At 47.4% G+C, this 25963-nt stretch carries 18 protein-coding genes; 7 read left to right on the forward strand and 11 right to left on the reverse strand.

The window, feature by feature from the left end:
* The first annotated feature begins 171 nt into the window (after positions 1 to 171).
* The 3 genes from ACXAH1_RS05825 to ACXAH1_RS05835 all read left to right on the forward strand — a co-directional run bounded on the left by ACXAH1_RS05825 (position 172) and on the right by ACXAH1_RS05835 (position 4290).
* A complete protein-coding gene (locus ACXAH1_RS05825; RefSeq protein WP_475194706.1) occupies positions 172 to 2037 on the forward strand; it encodes a DUF1800 domain-containing protein in 1866 nt (621 codons plus the stop codon).
* A gap of 10 nt (positions 2038 to 2047) precedes the next feature.
* Positions 2048 to 3400, forward strand: coding sequence for a DUF1501 domain-containing protein (locus ACXAH1_RS05830; RefSeq protein ID WP_253110731.1), 1353 nt, complete (start codon positions 2048 to 2050; stop codon positions 3398 to 3400).
* Positions 3401 to 3519: 119 nt separating this feature from the next.
* Positions 3520 to 4290 (forward strand): MipA/OmpV family protein, encoded by a 771-nt coding sequence (locus ACXAH1_RS05835; protein ID WP_475194710.1) that lies wholly within the window; start codon positions 3520 to 3522, stop codon positions 4288 to 4290.
* Positions 4291 to 4353: 63 nt separating this feature from the next.
* Here ACXAH1_RS05835 and ACXAH1_RS05840 read toward each other — a convergent pair whose 3' ends face one another.
* From ACXAH1_RS05840 to ACXAH1_RS05850, 3 genes are all read right to left on the reverse strand, one after another.
* Positions 4354 to 5784 carry a glycerophosphodiester phosphodiesterase family protein gene (locus ACXAH1_RS05840; RefSeq protein ID WP_475194711.1) on the reverse strand — a complete coding sequence of 477 codons (1431 nt, stop codon included), beginning with the start codon at positions 5782 to 5784 and terminating at the stop codon, positions 4354 to 4356.
* Between the two features lie 151 nt (positions 5785 to 5935).
* Positions 5936 to 7282, reverse strand: coding sequence for a DUF2254 domain-containing protein (locus tag ACXAH1_RS05845; RefSeq protein ID WP_475194713.1), 1347 nt, complete (start codon positions 7280 to 7282; stop codon positions 5936 to 5938).
* On the reverse strand, positions 7275 to 7724 hold the full coding sequence (locus tag ACXAH1_RS05850; RefSeq protein ID WP_475194715.1) for an MgtC/SapB family protein: 450 nt from the start codon (positions 7722 to 7724) through the stop codon (positions 7275 to 7277). The genes ACXAH1_RS05845 and ACXAH1_RS05850 overlap by 8 nt, the downstream gene beginning before the upstream one ends.
* 132 nt (positions 7725 to 7856) lie before the next feature.
* On the opposite strand from ACXAH1_RS05850, the gene ACXAH1_RS05855 reads away from it, so the two are divergent.
* The gene (locus tag ACXAH1_RS05855) at positions 7857 to 8015 is read left to right on the forward strand and encodes a YqaE/Pmp3 family membrane protein (protein WP_046006022.1); all 159 of its coding nucleotides are present in this window, start codon (positions 7857 to 7859) and stop codon (positions 8013 to 8015) included.
* Between the two features lie 69 nt (positions 8016 to 8084).
* Here ACXAH1_RS05855 and ACXAH1_RS05860 read toward each other — a convergent pair whose 3' ends face one another.
* Complete coding sequence (locus ACXAH1_RS05860; RefSeq protein ID WP_475194717.1) at positions 8085 to 8558, reverse strand: DM13 domain-containing protein; 474 nt, start codon at positions 8556 to 8558, stop codon at positions 8085 to 8087.
* 212 nt (positions 8559 to 8770) lie between these two features.
* The gene (locus ACXAH1_RS05865; RefSeq protein WP_475194720.1) at positions 8771 to 9379 is read right to left on the reverse strand and encodes a TetR/AcrR family transcriptional regulator C-terminal domain-containing protein; all 609 of its coding nucleotides are present in this window, start codon (positions 9377 to 9379) and stop codon (positions 8771 to 8773) included.
* 224 nt (positions 9380 to 9603) lie between these two features.
* Between ACXAH1_RS05865 and ACXAH1_RS05870 the strand changes: the two genes are divergently transcribed.
* Positions 9604 to 10548 carry an endonuclease/exonuclease/phosphatase family protein gene (locus ACXAH1_RS05870; protein WP_475194722.1) on the forward strand — a complete coding sequence of 315 codons (945 nt, stop codon included), beginning with the start codon at positions 9604 to 9606 and terminating at the stop codon, positions 10546 to 10548.
* Between the two features lie 46 nt (positions 10549 to 10594).
* Here the strand turns inward: ACXAH1_RS05870 and ACXAH1_RS05875 are convergent, their stop codons facing one another.
* The 3 genes from ACXAH1_RS05875 to ACXAH1_RS05885 form a co-directional block, all read right to left on the reverse strand.
* Positions 10595 to 12022, reverse strand: a complete 1428-nt coding sequence (locus ACXAH1_RS05875; protein WP_475194724.1) for an MATE family efflux transporter — start codon at positions 12020 to 12022, stop codon at positions 10595 to 10597.
* Positions 12023 to 12305: 283 nt separating this feature from the next.
* On the reverse strand, positions 12306 to 19073 hold the full coding sequence (locus ACXAH1_RS05880) for a leucine-rich repeat domain-containing protein (protein WP_475194727.1): 6768 nt from the start codon (positions 19071 to 19073) through the stop codon (positions 12306 to 12308).
* A 260-nt stretch (positions 19074 to 19333) separates the two neighbouring features.
* A complete protein-coding gene (locus ACXAH1_RS05885) occupies positions 19334 to 20371 on the reverse strand; it encodes an acyltransferase family protein (RefSeq protein WP_475194729.1) in 1038 nt (345 codons plus the stop codon).
* Positions 20372 to 20747: 376 nt separating this feature from the next.
* Between ACXAH1_RS05885 and ACXAH1_RS05890 the strand changes: the two genes are divergently transcribed.
* Both ACXAH1_RS05890 and ACXAH1_RS05895 read left to right on the forward strand, forming a co-directional pair.
* Complete coding sequence (locus ACXAH1_RS05890; RefSeq protein WP_475194733.1) at positions 20748 to 22286, forward strand: choice-of-anchor A family protein; 1539 nt, start codon at positions 20748 to 20750, stop codon at positions 22284 to 22286.
* A gap of 182 nt (positions 22287 to 22468) precedes the next feature.
* The gene (locus ACXAH1_RS05895; RefSeq protein ID WP_138544338.1) at positions 22469 to 23125 is read left to right on the forward strand and encodes a VC0807 family protein; all 657 of its coding nucleotides are present in this window, start codon (positions 22469 to 22471) and stop codon (positions 23123 to 23125) included.
* A gap of 93 nt (positions 23126 to 23218) precedes the next feature.
* Here the strand turns inward: ACXAH1_RS05895 and ACXAH1_RS05900 are convergent, their stop codons facing one another.
* The 3 genes from ACXAH1_RS05900 to ACXAH1_RS05910 form a co-directional block, all read right to left on the reverse strand.
* Positions 23219 to 24109, reverse strand: coding sequence for a DUF1444 family protein (locus tag ACXAH1_RS05900; RefSeq protein WP_475194736.1), 891 nt, complete (start codon positions 24107 to 24109; stop codon positions 23219 to 23221).
* Between the two features lie 339 nt (positions 24110 to 24448).
* Positions 24449 to 24631: a hypothetical protein gene (locus ACXAH1_RS05905; RefSeq protein WP_475194741.1), complete on the reverse strand. Its 183-nt coding sequence runs from the start codon at positions 24629 to 24631 to the stop codon at positions 24449 to 24451.
* 420 nt (positions 24632 to 25051) lie between these two features.
* Positions 25052 to 25801, reverse strand: a complete 750-nt coding sequence (locus ACXAH1_RS05910) for a type 1 glutamine amidotransferase domain-containing protein (RefSeq protein WP_475194743.1) — start codon at positions 25799 to 25801, stop codon at positions 25052 to 25054.
* Positions 25802 to 25963: the final 162 nt, after the last annotated feature.

Consider the following 25963-nt stretch of genomic DNA (forward strand, 5'->3'; position numbering starts at 1 on the left):
CGTCATCCCGGCCCCTGAGCCGGGAACCACCAAGCGTAGCGAAAAAGCCAAATTGAACGGAGGCGTTGCCAGTAGCATACAATTTTGTAAAAAAGCCGTATGGCAACTGTATGACCGTTTTGGTGCGTTTCACTCTAGACTTAATCTATTCCTAAGTAAGAGAGTGAAATCATGTTTAGATTAACCCCGCTTAACATACTGCTGCTCAGCCTGTGTATGAACCTGACCGGGTGTGGTGGCAGTGACGGCAGCCAGAACACCTCCAATAACCCCGTCCCTTCCTCACCAGACTCAGGTAATTCAAACAATGGTGGTACGGGTAACGATGATCAAAATAACAACGATGGCAGCATCGGCGACACACCGGACGACGATACCCCGTTGGCAGACCAAACCTTTGCAACGTCCATCAGTACTTCCAGATTTTTACAGCAGGCCACTTTTGGCACTCGACCAGAAGACCTGGCGTCGCTCACAGGCAAAAGTGCATCAGACTGGTTCACGGCACAGCTTAAGCTGCCACCCAGCCTGATCATGCCCGTTGTGTCCGAGTTTACTCCGCCGCCCACCGCAGAAGATGATTTTAATGCTCTGTATATCGAATCAACCAGTGTGGCTTTCTGGCGCAATGCCATCGCCGGCGAAGATCAGTTGCGTCAGAGAATGGCATTTGCCCTGTCGGAAATACTGGTAGTATCGAATGCCGGCGGCGAAGAGCTCACGGATATTCCCGAAGCGGTTGCCTCATATCAGGATATTCTGATCCAACATGCCTTTGGCAACTATCGGGAACTACTGGAAGCCGTAACCTATTCTCCTGCTATGGGGTTTTACCTGACCTACATGGGCAACCTCAAAGGAGATGAGGTCACAGGCCGGATGCCAGATGAAAACTATGCCCGGGAGTTACTGCAATTGTTTACCGTTGGCATTGTTGCATTGAATCAAGATGGTACGCCCCAACAAGATCAGAGCGGCACAATCAAAGAACTCTACACCAACCAGGACATCACCGGGCTGGCTCGGGTGTTTACCGGCTTAGACATGGACTACGAGACATCGGAAGAAACTGAAATAAATGAATTTGCCCTGCCGATGGCCGTGTACCCACAAAACCACAGCGAGAAAAGCAAACACTTTTTAGGCACCACCATTGCAGCGGGTACCGGGCCTAAAGCCTCTGTAACTCAGGCGCTGGACCATATTTTTGCTCACCCGAATGTCCCCCCGTTTGTCTCTAAACAGCTCATCCAGAGACTGGTCATGTCAAACCCTTCGCCTGACTATGTTGCCCGTGTTGCAAGCGCCTTTAGCAGTGGTCGCGCCACTTTGCCCGATGGCACAGGGGTCGGTGATGGCCGTCGTGGCGATTTAACGGCAACACTGGCAGCCATCTTGTTTGATTCAGAAGCCAGGGCAGGTGCCAGTGATCGCGGCGGTAAAATCCGCGAGCCTATTTTACGCTTTACTCAATGGGCACGGGCTTTTGCAGTAAAAAACATCACCCCCGAATATCAGGAAATGCTCTGGGATACCCGAGATGCCGGCATGCTGGGCCAGCACCCCTACCGCTCACCCAGTGTTTTTAACTTCTTCCGCCCGGGCTATACCGCGCCTGGCAGCGTGAGTGCGTCAAATGGCATGGTGGCTCCTGAATTACAAATCACCAATGCCAGCACCATCACTGGCTATGCAAACTTTATGACTTACTACATCACCGGCCTGCAGCAAGAAGTGGATGTGGAAGATCTGCAAGCCGTTTACGACGAAGAAAATATTCCGCTGAATGCTGAAAACGCCGTGGAAAGCTTTCTGGCAAGTTATGACGCAGAACAGGCGCTGGCGGGCGACTCGGATGCCTTAGTCAACCGCCTGGATCTATTGCTGTGTGCCGGGCAACTCAGTGCCTCCAGCAAACAGCAGATTAAGCAGATATTGCAAACAGTGGCCCAAAACGATGAAGCAGAGCCCCTGAGACTCGTACACCTCGCCATTTTACTGGTGATGACTTCACCCGATTATTTAGTCCAAAAATAGGAGCACAGCTATGAACAGACGAGACTTTATCAAACTCAGCGGTGCCTCTTTAATGGCGTCATCTATGTTTCAGTTAGGCCAGGCACTGGCGAATAGCCCTGCTCAGAATAGTGATTATAAAGCACTGGTCTGCGTATTTTTGTACGGTGGTATGGACAATCACGACACCATTATTCCCTTTGATGAATCAAGCTATACGCAGTGGGCTACTCATCGTCAAAGCCTGCTGGGTAAGTATACAACGCCACGCACTTTGGCTAATTTGTTGCCTATTGCCACACCCGGGCGTTTTGGCTCACGCCGCTTTGCCCTGCCTGCGGAATTAGCTGGGCTGGCCAATTTATATCAGCAAAATAAGCTGGCTGTCATTGGCAATGTGGGGCCCTTACTCAGCCCCGTCACGGCATCTATGATGGCTCAAGACACCGCAAGACTGCCGCCACGGCTGTTTTCGCATAACGACCAGCAATCTACCTGGATGTCTGGCGCAGCAGAAGGCGCGCAATTTGGTTGGGGTGGCTTAATGAATGATGCACTCATGGCTCAGGGTCTGACCAGCAATACCCCGTTTAATGCCATTACCACGGCAGATGGCGCATTATGGCTGACCGGAAAACAAACGGCACCATACCATGTCAGTGACGGCCAGGCAGCCACCATAGAAGCCCTGGAAGAGTTTGACAACCACCCTGATCTGGTTGCTCATTTCAGTAATCAGCCTCAGAATGCACAAAACTTTCTGCAGCAAGACGTCACTAATGCCATTAACAATGCCTATCAGGCAAACAGTCAGTTTAATGCTGCACAGGCCAATACCACAGTGACACTTCCCGACTTTCCGACTACGTCGCTGGGCAGACAATTGCAAACAGTCAGTAAAAGCATCGCCGCCCGCCAGCAACTTGGGGCATCAAGACAGGTTTATGTCGTAGCTATGGGCGGATTTGACACTCACTCAGGGCAAGCGCAAAACCTGCCCAAATTGCACAGTGCCCTGGATGGCGCTTTGGTGGCATTCAATACTGCAATGGAAAGCCTCAATCTGAGTGAGCAGGTCACTGTGTTCACGGCCTCTGACTTTGGTCGCACACTGGCCATCAATGGAGACGGCACCGATCACGGCTGGGCCGGCCACCACTTTGTCATGGGCGGAGCTGTCAACGGTGGGACAATTTATGGTGATATTCCACAAGCAACACTCAATCACGAGCTGGACGCGGGGGGGGGCCGCCTGATCCCAACCACGTCTGTCGATCAGTATGCAGCCAGCCTCGGGCAGTGGATGGGTTTGGATACCAGTACACTGAACACCATGTTCCCCAACCTAAATAACTTCAGTGGTCCACTTTCTTTGTTTAAATGACATCAAGACTAAACGATCCTTGTCTATAGTTCGTACCAGAGTATGCCTGAGTAAACACTCAGGCAGTCTGTCTTTTGTCTTACATGGCAACAGAATATAAATTCGGATAAGGATACACTATGTTAAAACGCGCGCTTTGTATTTGTACCTTGCTTGTAGTTTCTGCTCAGCTCCAGGCGCAAGCAGATGAACGGGGAGCCTTAAGAGCCCAAATGGAGCCTAAGGGGTTCTTGTACGGCATTGGGCTGGGTGTCAGTGAGGAAATCTACCAGGGCTACGACAGGCGGGTGATCCCGTTACCCATCCTCGGCTATCGGGGTGATAAACTGTCCATACTCGGCCCCTTCATCAGTTATGAAATTCTGGAAATAAATGACATCGAGCTTGTGTTACAGGCTTCGCCCCGCTTTCAGGGGTTCGATGAGTCCGACAGCGATGTTTTTAAGGGTATGGCAGAGCGCGACTTTTCCATGGATGCGGGCGTGGGCATAAAATACGAGCGTGAAAACTGGAAATTCGGCGTTTCTGCCGTTCACGATGTACTGGATAAGTCCGATGGCTACGAGGTCTCGACTAGCCTTGCCAAGGTCTATAAGTCGGGGCCATTTTTCTATGAACCTAGCCTGAGCGTCAGTTACCTGGATAGTCACCACGTTGAATATTACTACGGCGTGCGACTGTCCGAAGCCACCAGCGCCCGACCTCAATATGTGGGCGACAGTGCCACGAATGTAGCGCTGGGCTTTTCTATCTCAACACCCATTTTCTTTGGCGGATTTACCCAGCTGGCGTTTGATTATACCTGGTTTGACGACAGCATCACCGACAGCCCCCTGGTCGACAGCGACGCCAGCTTTGCAGCGCGCTTGCTGTTCAGTAAGTTCTTTTAAACACAAAAAAGCCGCAGCTCAGACTCAAAGCTGCGGCCTTTATTATAAATCAAGAGTGCCGGATCAGATGCTCGCAGGCATGCCCATACAGCTTGCGTAGTAGGTCGTAGTTGCAGGCCAGTCAGAGAATACGCCCATTACGCCCACGTCTTTAGCCAGTACGTCGAGTAGCTTAAAGGTATCGCCGTCATTGTTGATCATGTTTTCACCACGGTGTGCACCGTTGACACTTTGGTAGTACCAACCGCCGCCGGAGGCAAGGTGACCGGAACGCTCCAGCGTCCAGGTGATGATCCCAAGCCCAGCTTCACGAGCCGCCTTTGCATAGGCTGAAGGCACCATCTCACCATTTTCTTCGGTGACCAGCACCCACATAGGAGGTGCGATGATCTTCACGCCATCAGCCGCCAGTTCAGCCATGGTTGGAACAAGCAGCTCAGGGTTATTAACCAGCTGCTGTGGTGTGACACCCTGCTCATTGGCAACGGTTTGTGCGTCATAACGGTCATCCAGGTACACTGCCTGTGTCCCAAACTCAGGGTTTTGCGCAATCCAGTAATTAATGTCATCACGATTAAACGACTGTGCCCAGACATGCTTAGGCTCAACACCCGCGGCCTTATATTCGTCGATCATCTTCTGCGCGTAGTCTTGCTGAGAAAAGCCATCGAAAGGCATGGTCACTGATGGTGACTTAAGTTCAGGTGTCATTTTTACACCCAACTCTTTGAATAAGGCAATACTTTCAGCATGGGTCATAAGTGTACCGCGGCTAGAATACAGGTCCGTGCGCCACTTAGACGTACCATCCATGTACTCAGCAACGGTGGTCCCATTTGGGTTAGACGCGTCCATTTTACCTTCTAACGTTTTAAACTCCGCCAGGGTAATGTCACTCGTACAGCACTTAGCCTTTGCCACAACCCCATTTTCCGGATCAGCAGGCTCAAACGGCGTAGAGCAATTCTGCGCTAAGTCAGTTTCCAGAATATTCGTGGTGGTATGCAAGTCGCACTGAGAGTGACGACATACCAACTCTTTGTCTTTGGTAAAGGTAACGTCACACTCAAGAATACCTGCGCCCATTTTAGCCGCCGCAAGGTAAGACTCTTTAGTGTGCTCAGGGAATTGCATTGGTGCACCGCGGTGACCAATAGAAAAGTCAGTTTTATAGAATGGGCCGTTCGAGCATTGCGCCAGTTTGTCTTTTAACTCGCCTTCATCCATGTCCTGGATCAGAAAGTCTGGGCGCGTGCCAACCTGCATATTATTAGCACCACCAGCTGGCACTTCAACCACAACCGGTACTTCAATTGTTTTGATTTCAGTGACGGTGTCGGTCACTACCACTGTTTTTTCGACTTCTACCACCTGAGTTTTTGTGTCTGTGGTAACAACGGCTTTTTCTACCTCAACCACTTCGGTTTTGTCGTCATCACAGCCAGCCAAAAACAAAGCCGCGATCACAGCAGAGAGTGAAGTTATTTTTTTCATTGTTATTCCTAAGTTTACGTCAAAAGAAAGCGCTATTATTCTTAAGGGAAATAACAATAGAGGTGCTCTATTACCGAAGTAGGAACAGTGGATGATACTTTTATTAATGTCGCTTTAACCTAAGCGTATTGTCAGTACTATGCTGAACAGTTTACGCTAACCCCTTGAGCAGTTGCTCACCGTATTCCGGGTCTGTGCTTTGCACCTCCTTAAGGGCGCTGATAATTTTTGCCTTGTCAAACCGATTGTTCAACGCTGCGTTAGCATCACACACAATAGATTGCAAATACAAAAACAACACCTCCCGTCTCTGTGGGTCATTATCCACAGATAAAAGCACCCTGTGCACCGAGCGGATCAGCTTGCACACCACAAACACATCACTTCTGGCGTATGACTTTATCTGTACCAGGTTATCGAACACGATACGTTCAAAGGAAGGTTCACAACAGAACATGGCAGGCGCTTCACTGTCTTCTTCGTCGATGCTGGTGTAGCCTGCCAGGGGTAATGCACGGATCAGCAGCACACATAATATATCGATGGCTTTTACAGCAGTGCCCGGGTCGTTGATCCCCGGACTGAGCGCTTTCACGGCGATTTCTGAGATCTGTTTGAGTCCATAGCTATAGTGATCGCTCACGTATTCTTCGACATAAAAGATGATACAGACATTGATCTCCTGATGCAGTTCATCCTGTGTTCTAATGTCTTCATTACATAGCAAAATGGTTTGCCCTTTAAAGACAAAATCAGATTGGGCAATGGTGATATACAAAGTCAGGTTGTGCTTTTTTGCCACCTTAAGCAACCTGGATTTATCCATGCCCTTGTAATAGCCATCGGACAAGCTGGTTACAGGATACCAGTGACTTACATCCGGCAAATCGTGTCCTTTGCACTTTGCCTGCTGTGCAATCACCTCGGTAATGCCTTGCTTGGTTTTACGAAACAAACGGTCGAGTACGTTGTCGACCTGTACCTCACGTGAAATGGAGTGAATAAAATACACAAATAAAATCAGTGAGACTAAACCCATCAACAGCGCAAACAAGATCCCCAAAGAGGGGATTTTAGCCACATCAGAGACAGAGCCTTGCTTATCCAGATTGATCAACATAATCGTCGAAAAGATGATCGTGCCTAGGTAGAAGCCCAGCACCAGCTGGTGCGGCTTTCTGGTGACCAGTCCAGGGATCAAACGCGGTGACAGGTTGGAACCGGCGGTGTTGAGCACCACCATCACCATAGAAAAACTAAATACAGTGAGAGAAATGACACTGCCGATTAGCACCGTCAGTATTGCTCTGGCATTTTCTTCTGTGTCTACCAGGAAAAGGGCCATGCGCGCTTTTAAAGCCTGAATAAAGTCCAGGTACTCCACGGAGACAAAAGCAATCGACAAAATCATAGAGATGACAACCAAAAGCGCCGGGTAAAATCCGATGCTGTTGATCACCGTGAGGTAAAAGCCTCTGAGCTGAATGGACTCAAACATGATCACTCCCCTGAGCAGGCTGCGGTTTTACTTTGTAATACTCAAGTAACTTAAAGACACAATAGCTTGTCAGACTCAACACAATGGCAATTTCATAACGGCTGTATGCCACCGAGATCCCAATTGCCCCAGTCAGCCAAATCCCTGCGGCTGTTGCCGTCCCCTCTATGTGACGGTCGCATTTGTAAATCGCCCCACCACCGATAAAGCCAATCCCGGTTATCACGCCATAGACTACTCTGGCCTGAGCATCGCCCTGCTCATAAACATCAATACCAACCAGTACAAAAGCGCAGCACGCAATAGTAACGAGTGGAAAAGTTCTGAGCCTGGCACTGTCTGACTTTCTTTCACGATTTACAGCCATTGGCAAAGTCAGAATAAACGCCACGCCTATCTTAAACAGATGATAGATAATTAGCTCAAAATCGACGCCCGACATACCTGCTCGCTTATAGGTTATTGAATCCTGGCAATGTAAGGAGCAATTTTCAGTCCACCTTGTAACTGGTATAAGTCCTGCTTAATTCAGAGGGTCAATCGCACACTATTTTATTTAATATTAGGAGGAATTATGGATATTCTCAGAGTAATAATTGCAATCCTGCTGCCGCCGCTGGGCGTATTTCTGCAAGTGGGGCTGGGCGCATCATTTTGGCTCAACTTGCTTCTGACACTATTAGGCTACTTCCCGGGCGTGCTTCATGCAGTCTGGGTGATTGCGAAAAAGTAACAATTCAATTGGGAAAAGTTTACGATGGAACGTGTAAACTTTTCCCTACTTTTCTTCGACAAAAGCAGTCTACTGATACTGAGCCGCCGTAATAAACTCGCCAAAGGCCTCGCACCAGACAATCACAGTATTGTAATCCGCCGGGTTGATTTGCTTAGGTACATCGACCACAAAGTTGCTAAACGTTTTGATATCACCGACTTCAACCATGCTGGCTTTAAGGCGACTAAAATCGGCTTCAGTTTCCACAAACTGAGGAGACAGGTATAACCGATAATCCGGGCCAGGGGCTAGCTCGCCAAGCAGGGTAATGTGATCTTTGCTGATAGAAACCATTCCTTCGCCCCAATGCAGGGCATCGCTGTCTTGCAACGACTTTCGAAACTGTGCTGAATAATCAGCCCCAAGGGATGCAGCGGTGACCGCCCCCTCATTCGGCGCAGGAGGCGCGATTAAAATGGGTAACATATAAATACCAGCTGCGAAGCCAGCAAACCCAACAAACGCATGTGTAATCATAAGAACGAGTGCACGTATTGTCATTATTTCTTTCCTTAATGTTGATGACACTTAGTGTAGTACAACTCAACGCTCTCTCAGATACTTCTCGGCAAGAACTTTCGTTAAAACGCATAACCCACTTTTAATGAAAGCGTTGCCCCACTCTCGTATTTCTTCTCCTGAGAACAGAGTGTTCTCCGTGCGCTGTTAGTGACCCGCTGCGAAGACAAAAGGTGTGTCGCTGCGACCTGACATCACGCCTGATAATACGCCAGAAAGAAAGCCACCGTATCCTCTGTCAATTCCTCAATTTGCGCATTCGTTAATGCCGACTGCTGGTGTAAGATCTGTGGCCAGAATGCCTGCCCTTTCAGCAGGCTGATCAACTGAGCATGTGCTTTATGCGGTTCAACCTGACGCAATCGACCTGCCGAAACGGCCTGCTTTATCCAGCGGATTAACGCGGTTTCCTGCTCGAAAAACTCGCTCATTTCGGTGGTAAATATCTCAGGATTAAACAGACAATACCCAATCGCAACCCGGATCAGCTCCTGCAAATTTTGGTTACTCAGAAAGTCCAGCTCATTTTTTAATAAGGCGGCTAGCTGCACATCCAACTCGGTGTCTGGCTGATACTCAAGCTCACAGGTGAGGATATTCTGACGCCAAATTTCTTTGATGATATGGGTAACTAACTGCTCTTTACTCTCGAAATGATTGTAAACGGTGCGCTTCGAAACCTGAGCTGTCTGTGCAATCTTGTCCATGCTGGTGTCGCTGACACCATATTGCTGAAACGCGCTCAGAGCACCATCTATAATGGCCTGACGCTTGAGCATACTGCGGGTAACTTTAACGGTCATGGTATTGAGTGAATTTTTTATGGATTATACTGAGGGTATTTTTACACTAACTAGTTTACTTTTCAATTTATCCTTGGTCACGCTGAATAGCCTGTCCGGAAACCCAGTAACAGAGCATCTGATTTTTTGATGAATTTAACGCAAATATTCTAACTTGTATCATCAAATAGCAATAATCTTGATACACTATAACACTATTGCAATTTTATGAATTTAGAAGCACGATGATCCCCTCAGTACACTCCCAGATTTTGGCACTCTGTGCACTACTAGTTACCGCACCAGCTATGTCTCATTCTCATCAGGGTCATGCAACGCCGAATCAAGAACTGCGTATCGCAACCTGGAATATTGAGCACCTTTCCGCATCGGATAAAACCGGATGTAAACCAAGAGAGGCAGGCGAAATCACCGCTTTAAAACAGTACGCACATGCCTTAAACGCAGATGTGATTGCGCTACAGGAAGTAGCCTCTGCAGCAGCCGTCAGTCAGGTGTTTTCGGATAAGCACTGGCATATCGTCATGTCGGACAGGGCCGACAGTAAAACCTATACCTGTCGTAAAAGTGGTAACGACTCAACGCAACAAAAAGTGGCCTTCGTGGTGAAAAAGCCCCTGACCATTGATAAAGTCGTCCAGCATAGTACTTTCTCAGCTGTTAAGCCGGGCCTCAGAAATGGCCTTGAGATCCAGCTTAGTTATCAGGGAGAAACACTTCACTTATTGAACGTGCACCTGAAAAGTGGCTGCTTTGTGGATGACTACAAACGCTCCGATAAGGAAGCTTGTAAGATCCTGTCGCAGCAGGCGCCCATTTTAGATAACTGGGTCGAGAATAAAACCAAAGCGCAAGCCAACTTTATCGTACTGGGTGACTTTAACCACAGGCTGACTGCACCTTACAATCGTTTGAGCAGAGATCTGTATTACCCTCAGGGTGCCGCAAATGCCCACCCGAATAATATGGATAAAGCCCCGGTGTTCAACGCAAATCAAATGCTGACCGGTTGCCACCCATACTACCCGGCACCGATTGATCATATTCTTGTCGCTAAGTCCATGAAAGAGGATTATCAGACAGGGAGTGCTCAGTTCCACTACTTTGCTGACATGACCCCAGACAATATGCTTGCAGATCACTGTGCATTAAGTATCGACCTGAAGTAACACCGCTCGGTCACAGGGCCTGACTTATCAGGCCCAGCGTATCTTATCAGCCTGTGGCTACCCTTGGCTGCATACTGCGTGAATGCATGGCCCCATACAACAACCACGCTCCAACCAAAAAGTTTGCCAGTGCCAGTGCCCAGACAATACCCTGAAAGCCATTAAGCTGAGCGCCAATAAACGCCCCCGGCAGCGATAATACAAACAAGCGCACCAGCGTGACATTCAGCGCTAACCCGCTGCGACCTATGGCATTACAGCAACTCACATACAGCATCACACCTGCCAGTGCCGCATAAGATATCGGCAGAATACACATCGCCAGCTCAATTGATTGGCTAACAAAAGACTGTTTACAAAAGCCAACTCCCAGCATATCGGCCCCCCAGAATAAGGCAATGGCTATGGCGCCCTGCCAGACAATACAAACGGCCAGCGCCTGTTTTATTCCTCTGCGCACCCGCAATGATTTGTTCGCCGCCCAGTTTTGGCCGACGAAGATAGGCAGTGAAGTGGTCAGCACCATAGGCAACAGCAGCGCAAGCGGCTCTATGCGCATCACCACGCCAAAGGCTGCAACGGCGTCACTGCCCTGAGAAGCCACGATCATCATTAATAACGACTGGGCCAGCGGTGTTAGTAGTTGCATAGCGACAACCGGAATGAAGAGTCTGAACAAACGACGAAACGCCTGGCGACTTTGCTGTGACAACAAATGAACTTTCAGCGCTATATTTTCTTTAACACGCAGCAAGTAAAGAGCGTACAAACTTGCACTCATTGCCGCTACAAAATGGGCAACCCCAAGACGCTCCAGCCCACTTAAGGGTAAAGCTGATTGCGCCCAGGGCGTATATAGTGCAGCGCTCATCACTATCTGTAACCCAGCAAATAACACCAATAACTGCGCGGCGCCACGCATATTACCAAAGGCTCGAAGTACCCCAAATACAACCATTACGATGAAAAAAAACACTACAGCGCCAAGGCGATACTGCATATAGCGCTCAAGCGCAGGCCAAACTTGCTCCCGTGCGGTAAATTCTAAAAACCCCAGCATCGTCAACAGCGACTGTAAACCCAGCCAAATAACAAGCGCAAGCACGGCGCCGACCAGTACCGTGAATATCAGGCTCACGGCAGCCAGCTGCTCCACTTCTTTAGCCTGTGTCAGCCGGGTGGCAACCACAATGCCAAGACCAATGGCAAATGCAAATAAGGTTGCCTGAATAGGCAAGGTAAAACTCATTGCCGTCAGTTCATCCACTCCCAGACGAGAAGCGAAATAGAGCTCTATCAGGTCGGCGCTGAATAAGGCCAGAATCGCCCACAGCATAGGCAAGGTCAGCTGCTTTAAAACCGCGCTGGTAGAGCCGGTTAAGATCCAGCGCTTACGCACCGCCCGTTTTCTTTGCTTATCACACACCTGGAGCGGCTCGCCCAGGCTCAATGCCGGTGAATTGTCAGAACCCATAATTGAGAAGTTACTCCCTGAATAACACGTTGTATTACCTAAGATTTGGTGCTTCGCCAGCAGTTAACCTGACAGTCACTGGCTACCAATAAACCTGACCCGGATCCAGGGCAATAGTTCACGCAGTGTGAGAGGGAATTCGATTAACGAACAAGATTGGGGGGTGAATAACTTATGGGTGTCACAACCGTCTATTCTTGCTGGCAACAAATTGGACAGAATTAACGAACAGATGGAGCTGAGCGAAACTGGTAACACAGACCAGTTTCGCTCAACCTGGTTTTTACCGGCCTAAAATTGAGATTGATTCTATCGATTCAAGCCGTGTCAGTAGGTCTTCATCCACCTGAGTGTCATACAGATATAGAGCTAATGGCCTGCCACTTTCGATGAAAGCATCAAGTCCATGAATCGCATTGAGCGTATTGTGCTGAAAAACCACATAATCTAACTGTGAATTATCAGGAATAGTGAACTCTGTCATTGGGACACGGGATGCACTCAAACTACTCAGGCCAGAAGGCAAGGTTACTTGCCTAATATTAGTCTCAGATATAATTAGCTTGTCAACACGCTTCACTGTTGTCAAATCGAGCGAGGTTAATCTGGTACCGCGCAGAACTAAACTATCGGTATCAAGCTTATTGGCAATAAACTCCGTCAGGGGATTGTTCAGCAAATCCACGGTTGAAATATTGCCCCCCTCTTCAGGCATGATAACGCTCGTTAATTGAGCGTCTGCTAGCCAGATTGTCGACAACTCAGAGTTGAGTGATAAGTCGAGACTCGAGAGCATAGAACGCGTCGCAACAAGTTTGCGTAATTTTTTCATGAACGGGGTATTTAGTTGTGTCACAGGGACATTTCTAATTTCCAAAAGAGTGATATTTGACTCTCGACTGAGTGTCAGAACACTCAGTGGCGTATCTGACGCTTTCAGCTCAACCAGGTTTTGTGCAAAAGTGATATCCAGTGCTGCAACCTGCGTCCTTCGAATATCCAATTTTTCAAGGTGCGTGAATTGACCTAAATCCAGGTAATTTAACTGGGAGTTCATAGCCGAGAGGGATTCAAGCATGTGCGCTTGCGTCACACCAACCACTTCGAGTACCTGAGAATAAGATATGTCCAATTCAGTTAACTGCGTATTATGACTGATATCCAAACTGGTCGCGTTTATACCCGATGCAGAGAGAGTTTGTAGTCCCGTAGCTTCTTCTATATCAAGCTCGCTAACGTCAGACCCGGAGATATTTAGCTTTGTCAGTGAGTGTGCATTGTGCAACGTAACCGAACCAAAGCTCCCAAGACTTAAGTCAATTGTTCGAAGAGACGGTAGGTTAGCTAAATCCATCTCAATCACGCCATCGTCCTTTTCACCATTTCGGATGGTCAGCTCTTTTAAGTTTGTCAGTTTTTCAATTGTGCGCAGCCCATCCGAACTCAATACGGTATTTTCTAAACGGAGCCATTGCAGGTACCGCAGCTTCTCTAAGCCAGTTAAATCTGTTGGTTGATTTTCTCGGTTATAATAGCAAGACAACTCAGAACTATATTCAATATAGTTGCCTGATTGAGCATCAATACAACCACGCAGGTAGTCATCTGTAATACCTAACCTGTCAGCGTGCGACTCAGGCTCTTGCTCCACGGTTATCCTGAAATCGCAGGACTCGGTGACCGAATCGACTCTGAAAGATAACCCGTTGCCAAAAATATACCTGGGCTTTTCGATACCACAGCCTTCGAAAGACGACACAAACAAACCACTGTCCCAATCAAGAGAAACAGAGACCTCCAAATGACTACCATATTGGATATAAGGTAAAGTGAGGTTACTTGATATGTTTACACTTTGTGGTGCAGTAATAGCCACTTCAACCATGGCTGGCTGATAGTACAAAATAACGTGCTCAGCAGGATTGCATTGACCATCAGTTAATCGACACAAGGTAATAGAGTCAACGTCGTTATCGATTACTTTATACTGGTCAACTAACTCGCCACTCAGATCCAATAACTCAATAAGACCATTTTGCTCGTCGACGAGATATTTGGTCTGCGGGAATTTATCATCGATCAACAAAGTGCCATGTGAATAACCACTTTGGTGATAGAAAGACCACTTTCGAAGTGAGGACCCTGTTTTCTGATAATACTGGTTGTTTGACCTCATGGAGTAGTCAATTCCATTGAGCTTGCCATCCGGGTCAATATCCACTTTTACCAGAGTCCCGGCTGACCCCGATTCGTTATGCTCATACACATAAAGGCGACCTGAGATAAAGGATAAAACAGTATACGAACCAACTATTTGCTCTTGACACTCTGCTCTGTCAGCGCTACATAACGCATCATGCCTTGCTAAAATATCATTATAAAAAGCGGTCACTGTGAGTTGATGGTTGTCCAACTTGGCTGTCGCGGCGCCGCTAAAGCGACCCGAGCGAACCTCACCGCCCTGATACAATTCAAAACCATAATATGAATCATTGAGATTGAAACGCCAGCTCCCAGCCAAATCATCCATAGTCATGCCTTTAAGTGGAACCAGCAAACCTGCCCCGTAACTCAACCAGGTTGGCTTAGCACCACTTGACATGCCACCTAATTCAACCTGCTCGACGGCAAAGGCATAGCCCCCTTCCCTTTGTTCATATAGCTTCACTGTGGCTGAATCACCAGACTGTTCGCCATACAAGCGGATTTCACCCTGCGCGGTCAACTCCCAGGTAAGCTGTGACGGTACACCCACTCCCGGCTCAATTCTCGATAACACTCCGGTATGGTCATCATTGAGAGTCAGCCGAACTGTTTTTCCGTGCTCAATAGAAGTGACTGACCATTCACCGATCAAATTATCTCTGCCTATGTCAAGCGGCGCCAGATAGTGACTGGGTTGTACAGAGCGCACTTCCGTCATACTGACCTTCCCCCATTGCCAGTCAGACGCACTCCAGCGAATATCCACATCCTGGCCCTGATGAGTGAGTGTGAACCCATTCACCCACTTTAACTCGCTATAATTAAGCTGTACTGCTACTTTCTTTTGATCATCGAAGGTAAAGACAGAAGTACCTTCACTCTGTGTCACTGAGAAACTAGCACTAGTGTCTGTACCATAAAATACCCCACGGTTATCACCCGTCATTTCATAGTACCAACCCGTCGGGATAGCCTCCGCGCTTGTATCGACGAGTAAGGATGACTCTGTCGGCACAAAATCCTCAATAAAGCTGGCGTTGATTTCACAATCTGCAACCGGGTTATTTACCCGATAATAGGCTTGTCCCTGAAGTTCAGTAAGATAACCATTACACCCTTCAATATTTGCCAGGCGTGAACCTTCCTGCACGTTCACAGCAACTAAGAACGCTTCACCATAATAATAGTCAGAGGTACTTGGCGATAACTCCCCTAGGCCTTCAATAGCAAAGCTAATGCTTAATGCCGGCTTGGTGTAGCTAAAGCGGAACGTATTATTGGCATGACAGGATTCTCCCTCTGTAACATGACACAACACCAGTTCAGACTCAGATTCATTTTGGATCAACAAATACGAACGTGCTTCAGTTACAAGATGCTCAAGCTCGATTCGAGCGCCATCCAGCCGTGCTTTGTACTCAACGCCATTTATAATTAAGGTGTCGGAACACAATTGAGCTGGTGACGGGCTAGTCGGACAATGAGAGTCTCGTTCAATATGCGACACACCATCATCACTAACATAATAAAGACCCAGACCATGATCTAGTGCTTGTCCAAAGTGATCAGTCTTGTAGAGCGACTTGTCAAACTGCCCCAGTTTCCAGTCTCTGTCAGACAGGCGATAAAAATGTATACTTCTTGAGATATCATAGGATATGCCGAAATCACCTCTGTTATATTCATCTGTGGCAAGCTCCACGGCAATGTGATCACCATGAACAGCAAGCAGTGTGTGACGGAATACTTTGCTAATCTCACATTCTGGTTGGCTGGTGTCACAGTACGCCACGGTCTGATTGGCGAACTCATAATGATACTGATGCAAAGACCCATTCTCCTTAACCCCTTCAATATCTCTGTGCCACCGATAATGGTAGTTGTCTTTGCTATCAACCTTAAATTGGCTTTGCGCTCCCTTATTAGCTATCTGACGCCACATTTTCTGGTAATCAATGTCGTCGAAGCTAATGTCCTGATGCTTAATTAGATTTGCCTGAACGACCCGCCTGTGTTCATCGAACCCCGACAACATCAGGCCCTGATAACCAAATTCAGTCTCCCTGACCGGCACAAATCCGAAGTTAAAAAAGGGAGCATTGATCCTGACCTCTTCCCAGGGCCGGGTGTAATACCAAGTACCTATGAGTTTAAAGCCTCCGTCATCGGAGAGCATTGGTTCATCAGCGAACACCTCACTTTGATTACCGGCATTCATGTCAAAACGAATACGCCTTTGTCCACTATAGTCATCACTGAAAAGCAGCGACCATTTACCAATAAACTCATCGTCTGCTAGCTGAGTGATCTGGCGGCTATCAAACAATTGGGCATTGACAGAGACTCTGCCATCAGGTGCCTGGGGCAATTCCTGGGTTGGCACAAAATCAAGAGTGACAGCCTGAGCGTGCTCCGCACTGTCGAAAATAGTCAGAGTAAGCTGGGTCGTCTTAAAGCCCGCCCGGGTGCTAAATTGGCTGGTATTGACATCAAGTTCACTCTCCAGGTTGATCAGGATTTGCTGCCCCTGTGTCTCCCAAGTGAAGTTGGACAGAGATCTGCCTGCAAGGGAACCTGTCTGGTCTTCGTAAAACTCCAGGCTGGCGCCAAAACCATCAACAACCCCAGTTTCAAGCAAGTAATAGGTTCCTGACGGCGAAAAACCAGAGACATCAACTAAGGTATCATCCTGTTTAATTTCCTCTTCAATTTGCGCCAATAACGCGGGCTGCTCTGTGTCCAGGGAGTCCGTCAGCTGAGCGAGCAACTCGGCATTTTGTGCAAGCGCCAGTGTCGAAGCAGCTCCTTCTGGTAGAGCAACCCCGTGGTCAATCACTGCTTTTAATAGTGACGCAATCGAGAGTTTTTCGCCCGCGGCAATGTGCTTACGTGCTTCTTTGAGCTCGCTTGTATCATTGAAACCGGTTGAGTGTATACGCCGAAGTAAAGCGTACTCTGCTGTAGTCACGTTAGTGATGTTCACCTCGAATAGCTCATCACTACTGAGTGTACTGTCTTCTCCGGCAGCCTCCTGAAGCTCAGACACGGCGCCCAACTGCGATACAAGCTCTACACGCCCTTGCGTTTGGGCGTCGGTTGCGCGCAAAGTACCCAGCGCATTTACTTCACTCTCATCGACACTAAAGGTCAGCTGGTAATCGCCCTGTTCATCTGCCTGCGCGGTAAAGCTGCTCTGTGCGACGTCCAGCACGACATCGGCAAATGGGATCGGGGCATCCGTCACCTTACCCTGTATGGTGAGTTCGACCTTATTGGGTTCAATGGTTACCAGGTGAGTATAACTGGATTGCGCTTGCTGATTATCCGTTACAGTCAAGGTAAATGTGACTTCTTGCGCTTGCTGAATATCCGGGCTGGTCACCGACAGGCTGGCATGCTCACTTCCGTCTAATATCAGAGCCAGATTTGAATCGTGATACCACTGATAAGCGACAATTTCACCATCAGAGTCTTTCGCATCACCCACCAGAGAGAAAGTTGTGCGTTCGCTGGCCTGTACCGGACCACTAATGTTCACTTGCGGTACAACATTTGGCAGCGCTTTTATCTCTATGTTATGTGCAACTTTAGTAACCGCACCTTGATTATCGGTGACTTCAAGATACACAGTGGCAGTACTATCAAGCATAATATCAGGGGTTGAAAGGCTAAGCTGCCCCTCCACTGAGGTGTCTAATACCAGGTCAACAGATGCTGTATGACTCCAGCTATACTGCTCAATTTCACCATCACTGTCACTGGCCTGTGCTGTGAGTATTAGCTGTTGGCCTTCAAGCAGAGTTGTTTCACCCTGAATGACTGCCGTTGGCGCAACATTAGGGAGTGCCCGAACAACGACAGAATGTGCAGCCGTCGCCGTTGCTCCCTGATTGTCTTTAACTGTCACACGAAAGTGAGCGGTCTTGTCTGAGGTTATATCGGGCACTGTCACCTGCAAGGTTCGCTCTGTGACATCTGACACAACCAGTTGCAGCTCAGAGTTATATGACCAGGAGTAGTTCGCTATCTGACCATCACTATCTGAGGCATCGGCTGTCAAAGTGAAGGTGACTCCCTCTGTCACTTCTTCAACCGCAGACACAGAAACCACCGGCAAGACATTCGGGAATGCCTGGATTTGTACCCAATGCGACTCAGATTGTATTCGACCATCAATGTGCTCAACATCGACTGTAAAATTTACACCCAAATTATCCGTCAGATCCGGGGGGCTAACGGTGAGCTCAGGTTTATCCGCACCACTGAGCAGCAACTCAACCGCGGCATCGTGTGTCCAGGTGATCTGCGAGATTTGGCTGGCATCCACAGAAGGCACAACGGTGAGTTTAAAGTCGGTTTGTTCTTTATATGCGCTTTCACCGATTACCTCAATCGAGAATGGTTCCAACACATTCTTAATAGTCACCGGATAAGTGGCAGTTGCCTGCGAGCCCAGGTTATCAGTGACGGTCAGAGATACTGTTACCTGGGTATCTTCATCGATACCTTTAGTTATAATATTTAGCGTCGAGCTGTCTTCACCACTTAGCTGCAATTGAGCATCAGACTGATATGACCACGCATAACTACTAATCTGGCCATCGGGATCATCGGCAACGGCAGTTAGAGTCAAGGTTTCATTTTCGTTTACGCTTTGCGCTCCGGTGATTGACACAGTCGGTACTGTGTTTTTCGGAGAAACCGTAGACCCGCCATTGCCTGTTTGAGTGTTTGTTTGAGATCCCGTTGATGAATCACCGCCACCTCCTCCACAAGCACTTAGCCCAAAACCCAGCAGCGCGATCACCAGGGACCTTCTCGCTACACCAACGATATTGTTTACCACTATGCAATGCCTCACTTTCAGCAACAGATACTCGAACAAAAAAGAGGCGATTCTAATTGAATCGCCGTACAGGTCAAATAAAAACGATGCTATTTTGCACAATATTTTGTTGAGAAAACTCACCAAGCTTCAAAATAGTGGTCATTTCTATATTAGATACAAGAAAATACAATCGGCTGGTCTGTGCTCGACTCGCGAAGACTTTGTGCCGCATTATTTTCGCGATGCTCTTAGGCACACCCGGTTACAAACGCCCTGCTTTAGACCCCTCTAATGGGTCGTATCGAATTACCCATATCAGCTGAACGTCTGACAAAGCCGGCAACTGGCTTTTCAATACAAACGAAAGACACAAACGCAATCGCCGTGCTCGATGCAAATGAAACGATAAGTTTAATCTCAACAGCCCAGTCAAATTGATGTATCAAAGTGATCACTGGCATATGTAACAAATACAGGGAATAAGAGATTTTGCCAAAGAAGTCCCCAACCTTGTTGGCCAGCAGGATATTGTTGTCGGGTACCAGAAAAACCACACAGAAAAACACACAGCTCATGACCAACAGTACCTCATAACTGAGCCACATGCGGTTTTTGGCGTCCGAAGTAATGGGCGATAACTCTGGGTACATCAGGGGAATTAGACACAATACAAACACAAACCGATGTTTCTTCAGATACGCAGGAATAGTCAGGGTTTTGTAATGTAATCCGAATACCACGCCAATAAAGAAATAAGGCAAACTGCGCAGCACGGTGAACTGATTATATGGCACACCGTAAATGTCGCCATAGATACGAGGAAAGTTTGTAAAAAATAACAGTAACAGGCACCCAACAATCAGCAGGTAAATATAACCACGCCGGTTCACGGCGAGTGCCCACAGCAGCACAAACACAAAATAAAACTGAACTTCGGGTGGAATAGACCAGAGCACGCTGTCGCCGTAAAGGAACAAAAGGTGCCCCAGCAATGCCTGATGATCGGGAATATGATAGAGCAGATCGCTGCCAACCTTTGTCAGCGCAAACGACGCCAAGACCACCAGCACATAAAGCGGCACAACACGGGCAAAGCGCGCAACCAGGTAGCGCTTTACACTGTTTGTACCAAAGTCCTTATCCAGATAAAGGTAAGACATTAAAAAGCCACTCAGCAGGAAAAACAGCATCACGCCATATGCGCCTGCCCCGCCTCCCAGCGCGCCGTCCAGCCAATGTGTGATATCACTGAAATGCGTTATAAATACGATGAGTGCGGCTATTCCTCTCAGGGTATTGAGCTTTCTGATCTCCATGATGAGGTCCTGTAATTATTGTTATTATCCTTGAGGGGCACTTTGATGCCCAACGGGTGCATTTTATTTGATCCACTGGATTAAACAACTCAGGCACTTTATACACAAAAGCGCACCAGTCTGTTGCAAAATCTAGCCAGGCATTTTTTAGCAGTATCTCAGTATCAAAGTGGCGCAGCATTGTTTGCTTCATGCTCCTGGCATAGCTCACTTTTCATTCTCCCCTGGCTCACGCTGAACCCGAAAAAATCACAAATAAGGTACAAACGCAAAGAAAAATAAAGACAAATTAGTATAAAAGAACTAGAATAGGCGAATTTTTGACAAGGGCAGCTGCGCTTAAGCATAGCCGCAGGCCTAACTCGTGGAGAACTTAATGAAGAAAAAGCTGTTCGCAGGCGCACTGGTTGCCTGTGCATTTTCGGTAAGCGCATCATCTGAGCATGATCTGAATAAAGGTTATGCCGCGCTGGTATTTGATGATTTTTATTCAACATCGGGAAATGCACTGGGTGCCGTATTTGCAGGCGATGACGTCAGCCTCAATGGCTATTCTATCGGATATGGCCATAGCAGTGCCCTTAACACACACTACCTGGTTGCAGGTGGCGACATTCAGTACATCAATGGCAGACAATATGTCGGTCATATTATTGCTGGTGGCCAGACAGATAAAATCAGCGAAGCAGTGCGTTTAGGTTTGGAAGCCGGTGCTCAGGTGACTGCCAATGCCACGACCTTGCCTGTTGACTTTGCTGATGCTCAGTCTGATATGTTGGCACTCTCAGCCAGCCTGGCAGCCCTGCCACAAACTGGTGACATCCTGAAACAATGGGGTGGTTTATACCTGACAGGTGATAACAGCAACGAGCTGCAAGTATTTAACTTGTCTGGCCACGACGTTCAGGCTAGCCATACCTTTGATGTATCAGGTATTCCAGACAATGCCACGATTGTTTTCAATATTTCAGGTGACGGACATAACTTCGCTCCGCTAAATAACAAGAGCTACGCGACGCTGACCCAGCATAGGCACCGCACTATTTTTAACTTTACGAATGCAACCACACTTAATCTGGCGGGTTTGCAAACGGAAGGCGTGATTTTAGCACCTCAAGCAGATATTACGGCTCCCCATGGCACGGCGACTATGCCCATTGTTGCGAACAGCTTCAGCGGCTCTATGGAATTACGCGGCGGAGCCTTCATTGGTCAGCTCCCAAGTGACAACGCTGTCTGCAAGGGCGGGTTATATGCCATTAACTATTACGGCGATGCCGAACAGGGTTATGTTCACCAGATAGATCTAAGCTCAGGTCAGTCTGACAAAGTGATCAACCTGAACAATACTGCGTCGAATATCGCTTCATACAACGGCAAACTGTATTTTATTGATCAGCAGAGCAGTAAAACACGCGCTTCTCATATTTACAGCTATGACCTCAGCACGCAGACACAAGCACTGGAGTCTGTCACCGACGGCTATAAAGTGATCCGACTGGCTTACGACGTATCCGGTGACGTGCTAAAAGCCACCAGCCGCACTTACGCCTACGATTATGACGTAACAACGGGTGAAAAGCGCGTACTGGGTAAAATGAAAGCCTCAGATGAAGATTTTAAAAATGGTGATATTGCCTACTCAGCAGACGGCAATACTCTGTATGTCCTGACCGGCACTGCACTGTACAGCGCAGATGCAAACCTAGAACTGACATTGATAGGCAAGCATGGCGTAAACTGGGCTTCCGGACTGGCTATTTCACCTGAGGGGACACTGTACGTTTCAGGTCGTGAGCGCAATGCCGATGCAGCGATTTACGAGCTCGATCCTCAAACAGCTGCCGCAACCAAACTGTTCCATGTTCCGCATCGAGTGAATGATCTAACCTGGGTTAAGAACTTCTGTAACTAACCCTTCATTCTCTTGCTATCTGGAAGCTGCTATATGCAGCTTCTTTTTTATCAGCTACTCGTCTTACGCCCAAAGTTGCCCTTTTGCCCCGCTTTGCCGTAAACTCAGGCCATTCGTTGTTTAGAACTACAGGGGACAAAGTGTCGTCGTCCAATAAGAAACAAAGTGGCTTTTTCAGCCAGATGATATTTAACATTATTATTCCAGTGGTTATCCTGACTAAATTTTCGGGCGAGCAATATCTGGGTCCGGCACTCGGTGTGGTCATCGCACTGCTTTTTCCTCTCGGATTTGGCCTTTGGGAGCGCAAGAATACCGGCAAGTTTAGTTTTATTTCCGGACTGGGGATCGTCTCTGTACTGCTCACCGGAGGGATCAGCCTGCTGGAGCTGGATGCTAAGTACATCGCCATCAAGGAAGCGCTGATCCCGGGTCTTATCGGTATTGGTATTATTGTCAGCCAATATACTAAGTACCCTTTGCTGAAAACCCTGATGTTTAACGACACGGTTATGGACATTGAAGGAATAGAAAAAGCACTGGCAGAAAAGGGCAATAGCGATAAGTTGAGCAAGGTTCAGATGGGCGCGTCAAAAATTCTCGCCAGCGCGTTTTTCCTGTCTTCTGCGCTGAACTATATCCTGGCCAAAATGATAGTGGTCAGCCCTGCGGGTACAGAAGCTTACAATAATGAGCTGGGTCGAATGACCGCTCTAAGCTATCCGGTGATCATGGTGCCGACGATGATCGTCTTTTTTATCGCACTCTATTACCTGCTCAATTCATTGAAAAAATTGACCGGGCTTAAGCTCGAAGAAATGTTTCACGATCAGGAGTGATTGCATGCTTAGTGCTATACCGAGCATAAATGCTCTGTATAGCACTTCATATTGCCTGCTGTAGAAAACACGCCTGACACACTGAGTATTAACTTATTCCTTTGACAAGTCAGGCGTGATCCTTATCCACTCTCCCCCCTGATAAACGTAGCCATGAGGTGAACTTGTATAGCTATACTCTGAGTAGACGCCCACGGCTATCATATGTGCTTTTTGTACCGCAGCGAGCTCCGTTATATCGGCAATAATGACAATATTTCTTGCGGGGACGAAGATGATTGGCTCGCCTTTCAGATTCAATTTACTTTGCAAATGATCGAAGACAGTTAGCACAGAGGCTTCATAGTTATCATCAGCCACAAATACGTAGACGTCTCCCTCACCTTCGGTATCCAGCTTCTGTACCCCAGTATCAAAACTCTCAAAGTAACGACGCATATTTTGACCGGCAATATCCGAGATAGTGGCTTCAATATCGTGCCGCTTAACATCATCAGGCGATACAAATCGCATGCTATCCTCAGAGTCAAATGCAAACAGCCTGATTAGGTCCTCGTTGAGTTGCTGGTAGAAAAATGGCAGCGCCTCTCCCTCATAGCCAGCTTCCTTGAGCTGTCTTTTAACGCCTTCAAGATAATCAATTGGCTTAATGACAGGCATGATGGTCTGAACTTCTGTATTTTTCAGTGCAGTTAGTTGATTGTTTAACGCCGCAGAATAGCTCGTATAGACCTGCTCTAAGGTTTTGTGCCCAGAGCGGTAAGTATCGTAAGCATTCCCCATATAAATAATATGCTCACCACTCTTATCATCTTTTGCTCTGATTTTTAGTTCACTTTCAAATTCATAGTCCCCTTTACTCCCGTTCTTCTTAATATGTTTTATGAAATTTTCAGTGAACGCTCGCTCACTTAAGAGCGACTCTGTTGAAAATGCACTCGCCGATAAGAAAAATGCCACCAGCATTATCAATATTTTATTCATTACCTTTCCTGTTATAAATTAGTCTTATGCCGCACATCACCTAACTCTGTGTCCATTCTTCCCATGAGAGTGTTCTGCCCGGGAACGCGGCTTTATCAAACGGCCAGCACGTCTTTAACCAGCTTTGAACTGTGTTGAAAAGCAACTCATCCTGCGTTTGGCTATCAGTGCGGATCCACATGTACACCTCACAGTCGTAATGTGGCGATCGACTTGGGTCTGTTTATACAGAGCCCAGACATTTACCCTGAGTAGGGTCAAATACTGAATATGCAAACGCCTGACGCAATTCAAACTCACGCTCATGCACTTTCAGGCTTTGTTGATCCTCATTGAACGTCATGTCTGCCTTAGGCCAGTCAAAGTCTGGACCAAAGACCCCTGCAACCTGCGCAGGCTCGACATCACGGCTTCGTAACCAAGTGCTGCGACGCTGCTATCTAAAACACGAAAATAGAAGTGCTGCGTTTCAAAGCGAACTGGCGGGTCAAATGAATCAGGAATAAAATGGCACTTAGCCATTAAGTCTTTCCATAGTTACAGCGCCTTTTGCGCCGAATTAGTTAGTGGCGATATCTTCACTCACCTAATTAAGTCGCCGGATTTTACACCATGTAGTAGGAAAAAACTTTCTCAACTATCTGATAAATTGAGAAAAGAAGTACATTAACCCAGCTTTTGTACATCCACTTCATCACACAGTGGCTAACCTCGCAGAGCTGGCCTACCCGCTTGTAAGTTGAGATAAAGAGGTCTGAGTTGCAGCGCTTAGTAAGATCGGAAGAACTGAAAAACAACAGTTGATGGTTAATACCCGCTGATAAAAGCCACGCGTAATAAAGTGGTTTCAATCAATGCATTTTTTTAGATGGAGGGTAACAGGCTGAAGTAGCTGGTATCTGCGATGGTAGCTGATACCAACCACTCCAAGATGAAATACTTCTATTGTGCGTTTGCGATGATCATTTCTTTAGCAACCAACGCCGCAGAGGGCAGAAACATCGTTGATACTATCCGCTTATCGACAATCACAGCATGCTTATCCTTGAGCGTCTGTTTATTTTGCGCGATAGCACCGTTTTTGTTCAGCTGACTTTCAATCAGAAAAGGCAACAGCGTGCCCTGCTTAGCCCAGGATTTTGACTGTTCAGTCGAATTAGGGAAGCCGGCTACTTTTTTGCCTTTAACCAGGAACTCACCGTTCGATAGCGTGACGTTCGCAATGCCTGCCGCACCATGACCACCAACTCCAACAATACCGCCCGACTCGTAAACTCGTCTAATGATAGACTGTATGCCTGTATTATCTGCTACGTCGAACATTACCCCATAACCGCCACCGATAAAGACACCCCAGTAGTCACTTGGATTGACCTGGGCAGGTGTCAATGAGCGGTTTGCTCGCTCCAGAAAACCTTCATATTTGATGGTATAACTGCTGATCCCCAGCGGATCCATCATAAATTCTACTTTGCCTCCTTTGGGTGAGACGAAATCAACATCAAAACCATGGCTTACAAAAATATGATATGGCGGTGCAAATTCCCATAAATTGTTTCTGGCGTCATGCTTTTCAGGGTCTCCCATGTCAACTTCATTCGACACCACAACCAGTACTTTCTTATTTGGTTGTGCAACAACATGAGAAGAAATTAGGAACAGGGCCACCAATACAAAGGTTATAATTTTCATTTCTTTCCTTAATTTAAATGGGTATTTTTTTGATAAGACGCAGAGCATATTGAAAAGGTTTAAACAGATATAAAATTAGCGCTTAAAGCAGAAAAGCTATCTAAGTCAAAAACTGTCACAGTATGAACTATACTAAAAACAGTAATAGTCTGAAATTGCGGA

It is taken from the genome of Pseudoalteromonas sp. AWH4_217 (genome assembly GCF_056161105.1).

What these genes read in the sequence shown, in the direction of transcription:
- ACXAH1_RS05825 (WP_475194706.1), top strand. Translation starts at nt 172, where the DNA reads ATGTTTAGATTAACCCCGCTTAACATACTGCTGCTCAGCCTGTGTATG.
- ACXAH1_RS05830 (WP_253110731.1), top strand. Translation starts at nt 2,048, where the DNA reads ATGAACAGACGAGACTTTATCAAACTCAGCGGTGCCTCTTTAATGGCG.
- ACXAH1_RS05835 (WP_475194710.1), top strand. Translation starts at nt 3,520, where the DNA reads ATGTTAAAACGCGCGCTTTGTATTTGTACCTTGCTTGTAGTTTCTGCT.
- ACXAH1_RS05840 (WP_475194711.1), bottom strand. Translation starts at nt 5,784, where the DNA reads ATGAAAAAAATAACTTCACTCTCTGCTGTGATCGCGGCTTTGTTTTTG.
- ACXAH1_RS05845 (WP_475194713.1), bottom strand. Translation starts at nt 7,282, where the DNA reads ATGTTTGAGTCCATTCAGCTCAGAGGCTTTTACCTCACGGTGATCAAC.
- ACXAH1_RS05850 (WP_475194715.1), bottom strand. Translation starts at nt 7,724, where the DNA reads ATGTCGGGCGTCGATTTTGAGCTAATTATCTATCATCTGTTTAAGATA.
- ACXAH1_RS05855 (WP_046006022.1), top strand. Translation starts at nt 7,857, where the DNA reads ATGGATATTCTCAGAGTAATAATTGCAATCCTGCTGCCGCCGCTGGGC.
- ACXAH1_RS05860 (WP_475194717.1), bottom strand. Translation starts at nt 8,558, where the DNA reads ATGACAATACGTGCACTCGTTCTTATGATTACACATGCGTTTGTTGGG.
- ACXAH1_RS05865 (WP_475194720.1), bottom strand. Translation starts at nt 9,379, where the DNA reads ATGACCGTTAAAGTTACCCGCAGTATGCTCAAGCGTCAGGCCATTATA.
- ACXAH1_RS05870 (WP_475194722.1), top strand. Translation starts at nt 9,604, where the DNA reads ATGATCCCCTCAGTACACTCCCAGATTTTGGCACTCTGTGCACTACTA.
- ACXAH1_RS05875 (WP_475194724.1), bottom strand. Translation starts at nt 12,022, where the DNA reads ATGGGTTCTGACAATTCACCGGCATTGAGCCTGGGCGAGCCGCTCCAG.
- ACXAH1_RS05885 (WP_475194729.1), bottom strand. Translation starts at nt 20,371, where the DNA reads ATGGAGATCAGAAAGCTCAATACCCTGAGAGGAATAGCCGCACTCATC.
- ACXAH1_RS05890 (WP_475194733.1), top strand. Translation starts at nt 20,748, where the DNA reads ATGAAGAAAAAGCTGTTCGCAGGCGCACTGGTTGCCTGTGCATTTTCG.
- ACXAH1_RS05895 (WP_138544338.1), top strand. Translation starts at nt 22,469, where the DNA reads ATGATATTTAACATTATTATTCCAGTGGTTATCCTGACTAAATTTTCG.
- ACXAH1_RS05900 (WP_475194736.1), bottom strand. Translation starts at nt 24,109, where the DNA reads ATGAATAAAATATTGATAATGCTGGTGGCATTTTTCTTATCGGCGAGT.
- ACXAH1_RS05905 (WP_475194741.1), bottom strand. Translation starts at nt 24,631, where the DNA reads ATGGCTAAGTGCCATTTTATTCCTGATTCATTTGACCCGCCAGTTCGC.
- ACXAH1_RS05910 (WP_475194743.1), bottom strand. Translation starts at nt 25,801, where the DNA reads ATGAAAATTATAACCTTTGTATTGGTGGCCCTGTTCCTAATTTCTTCT.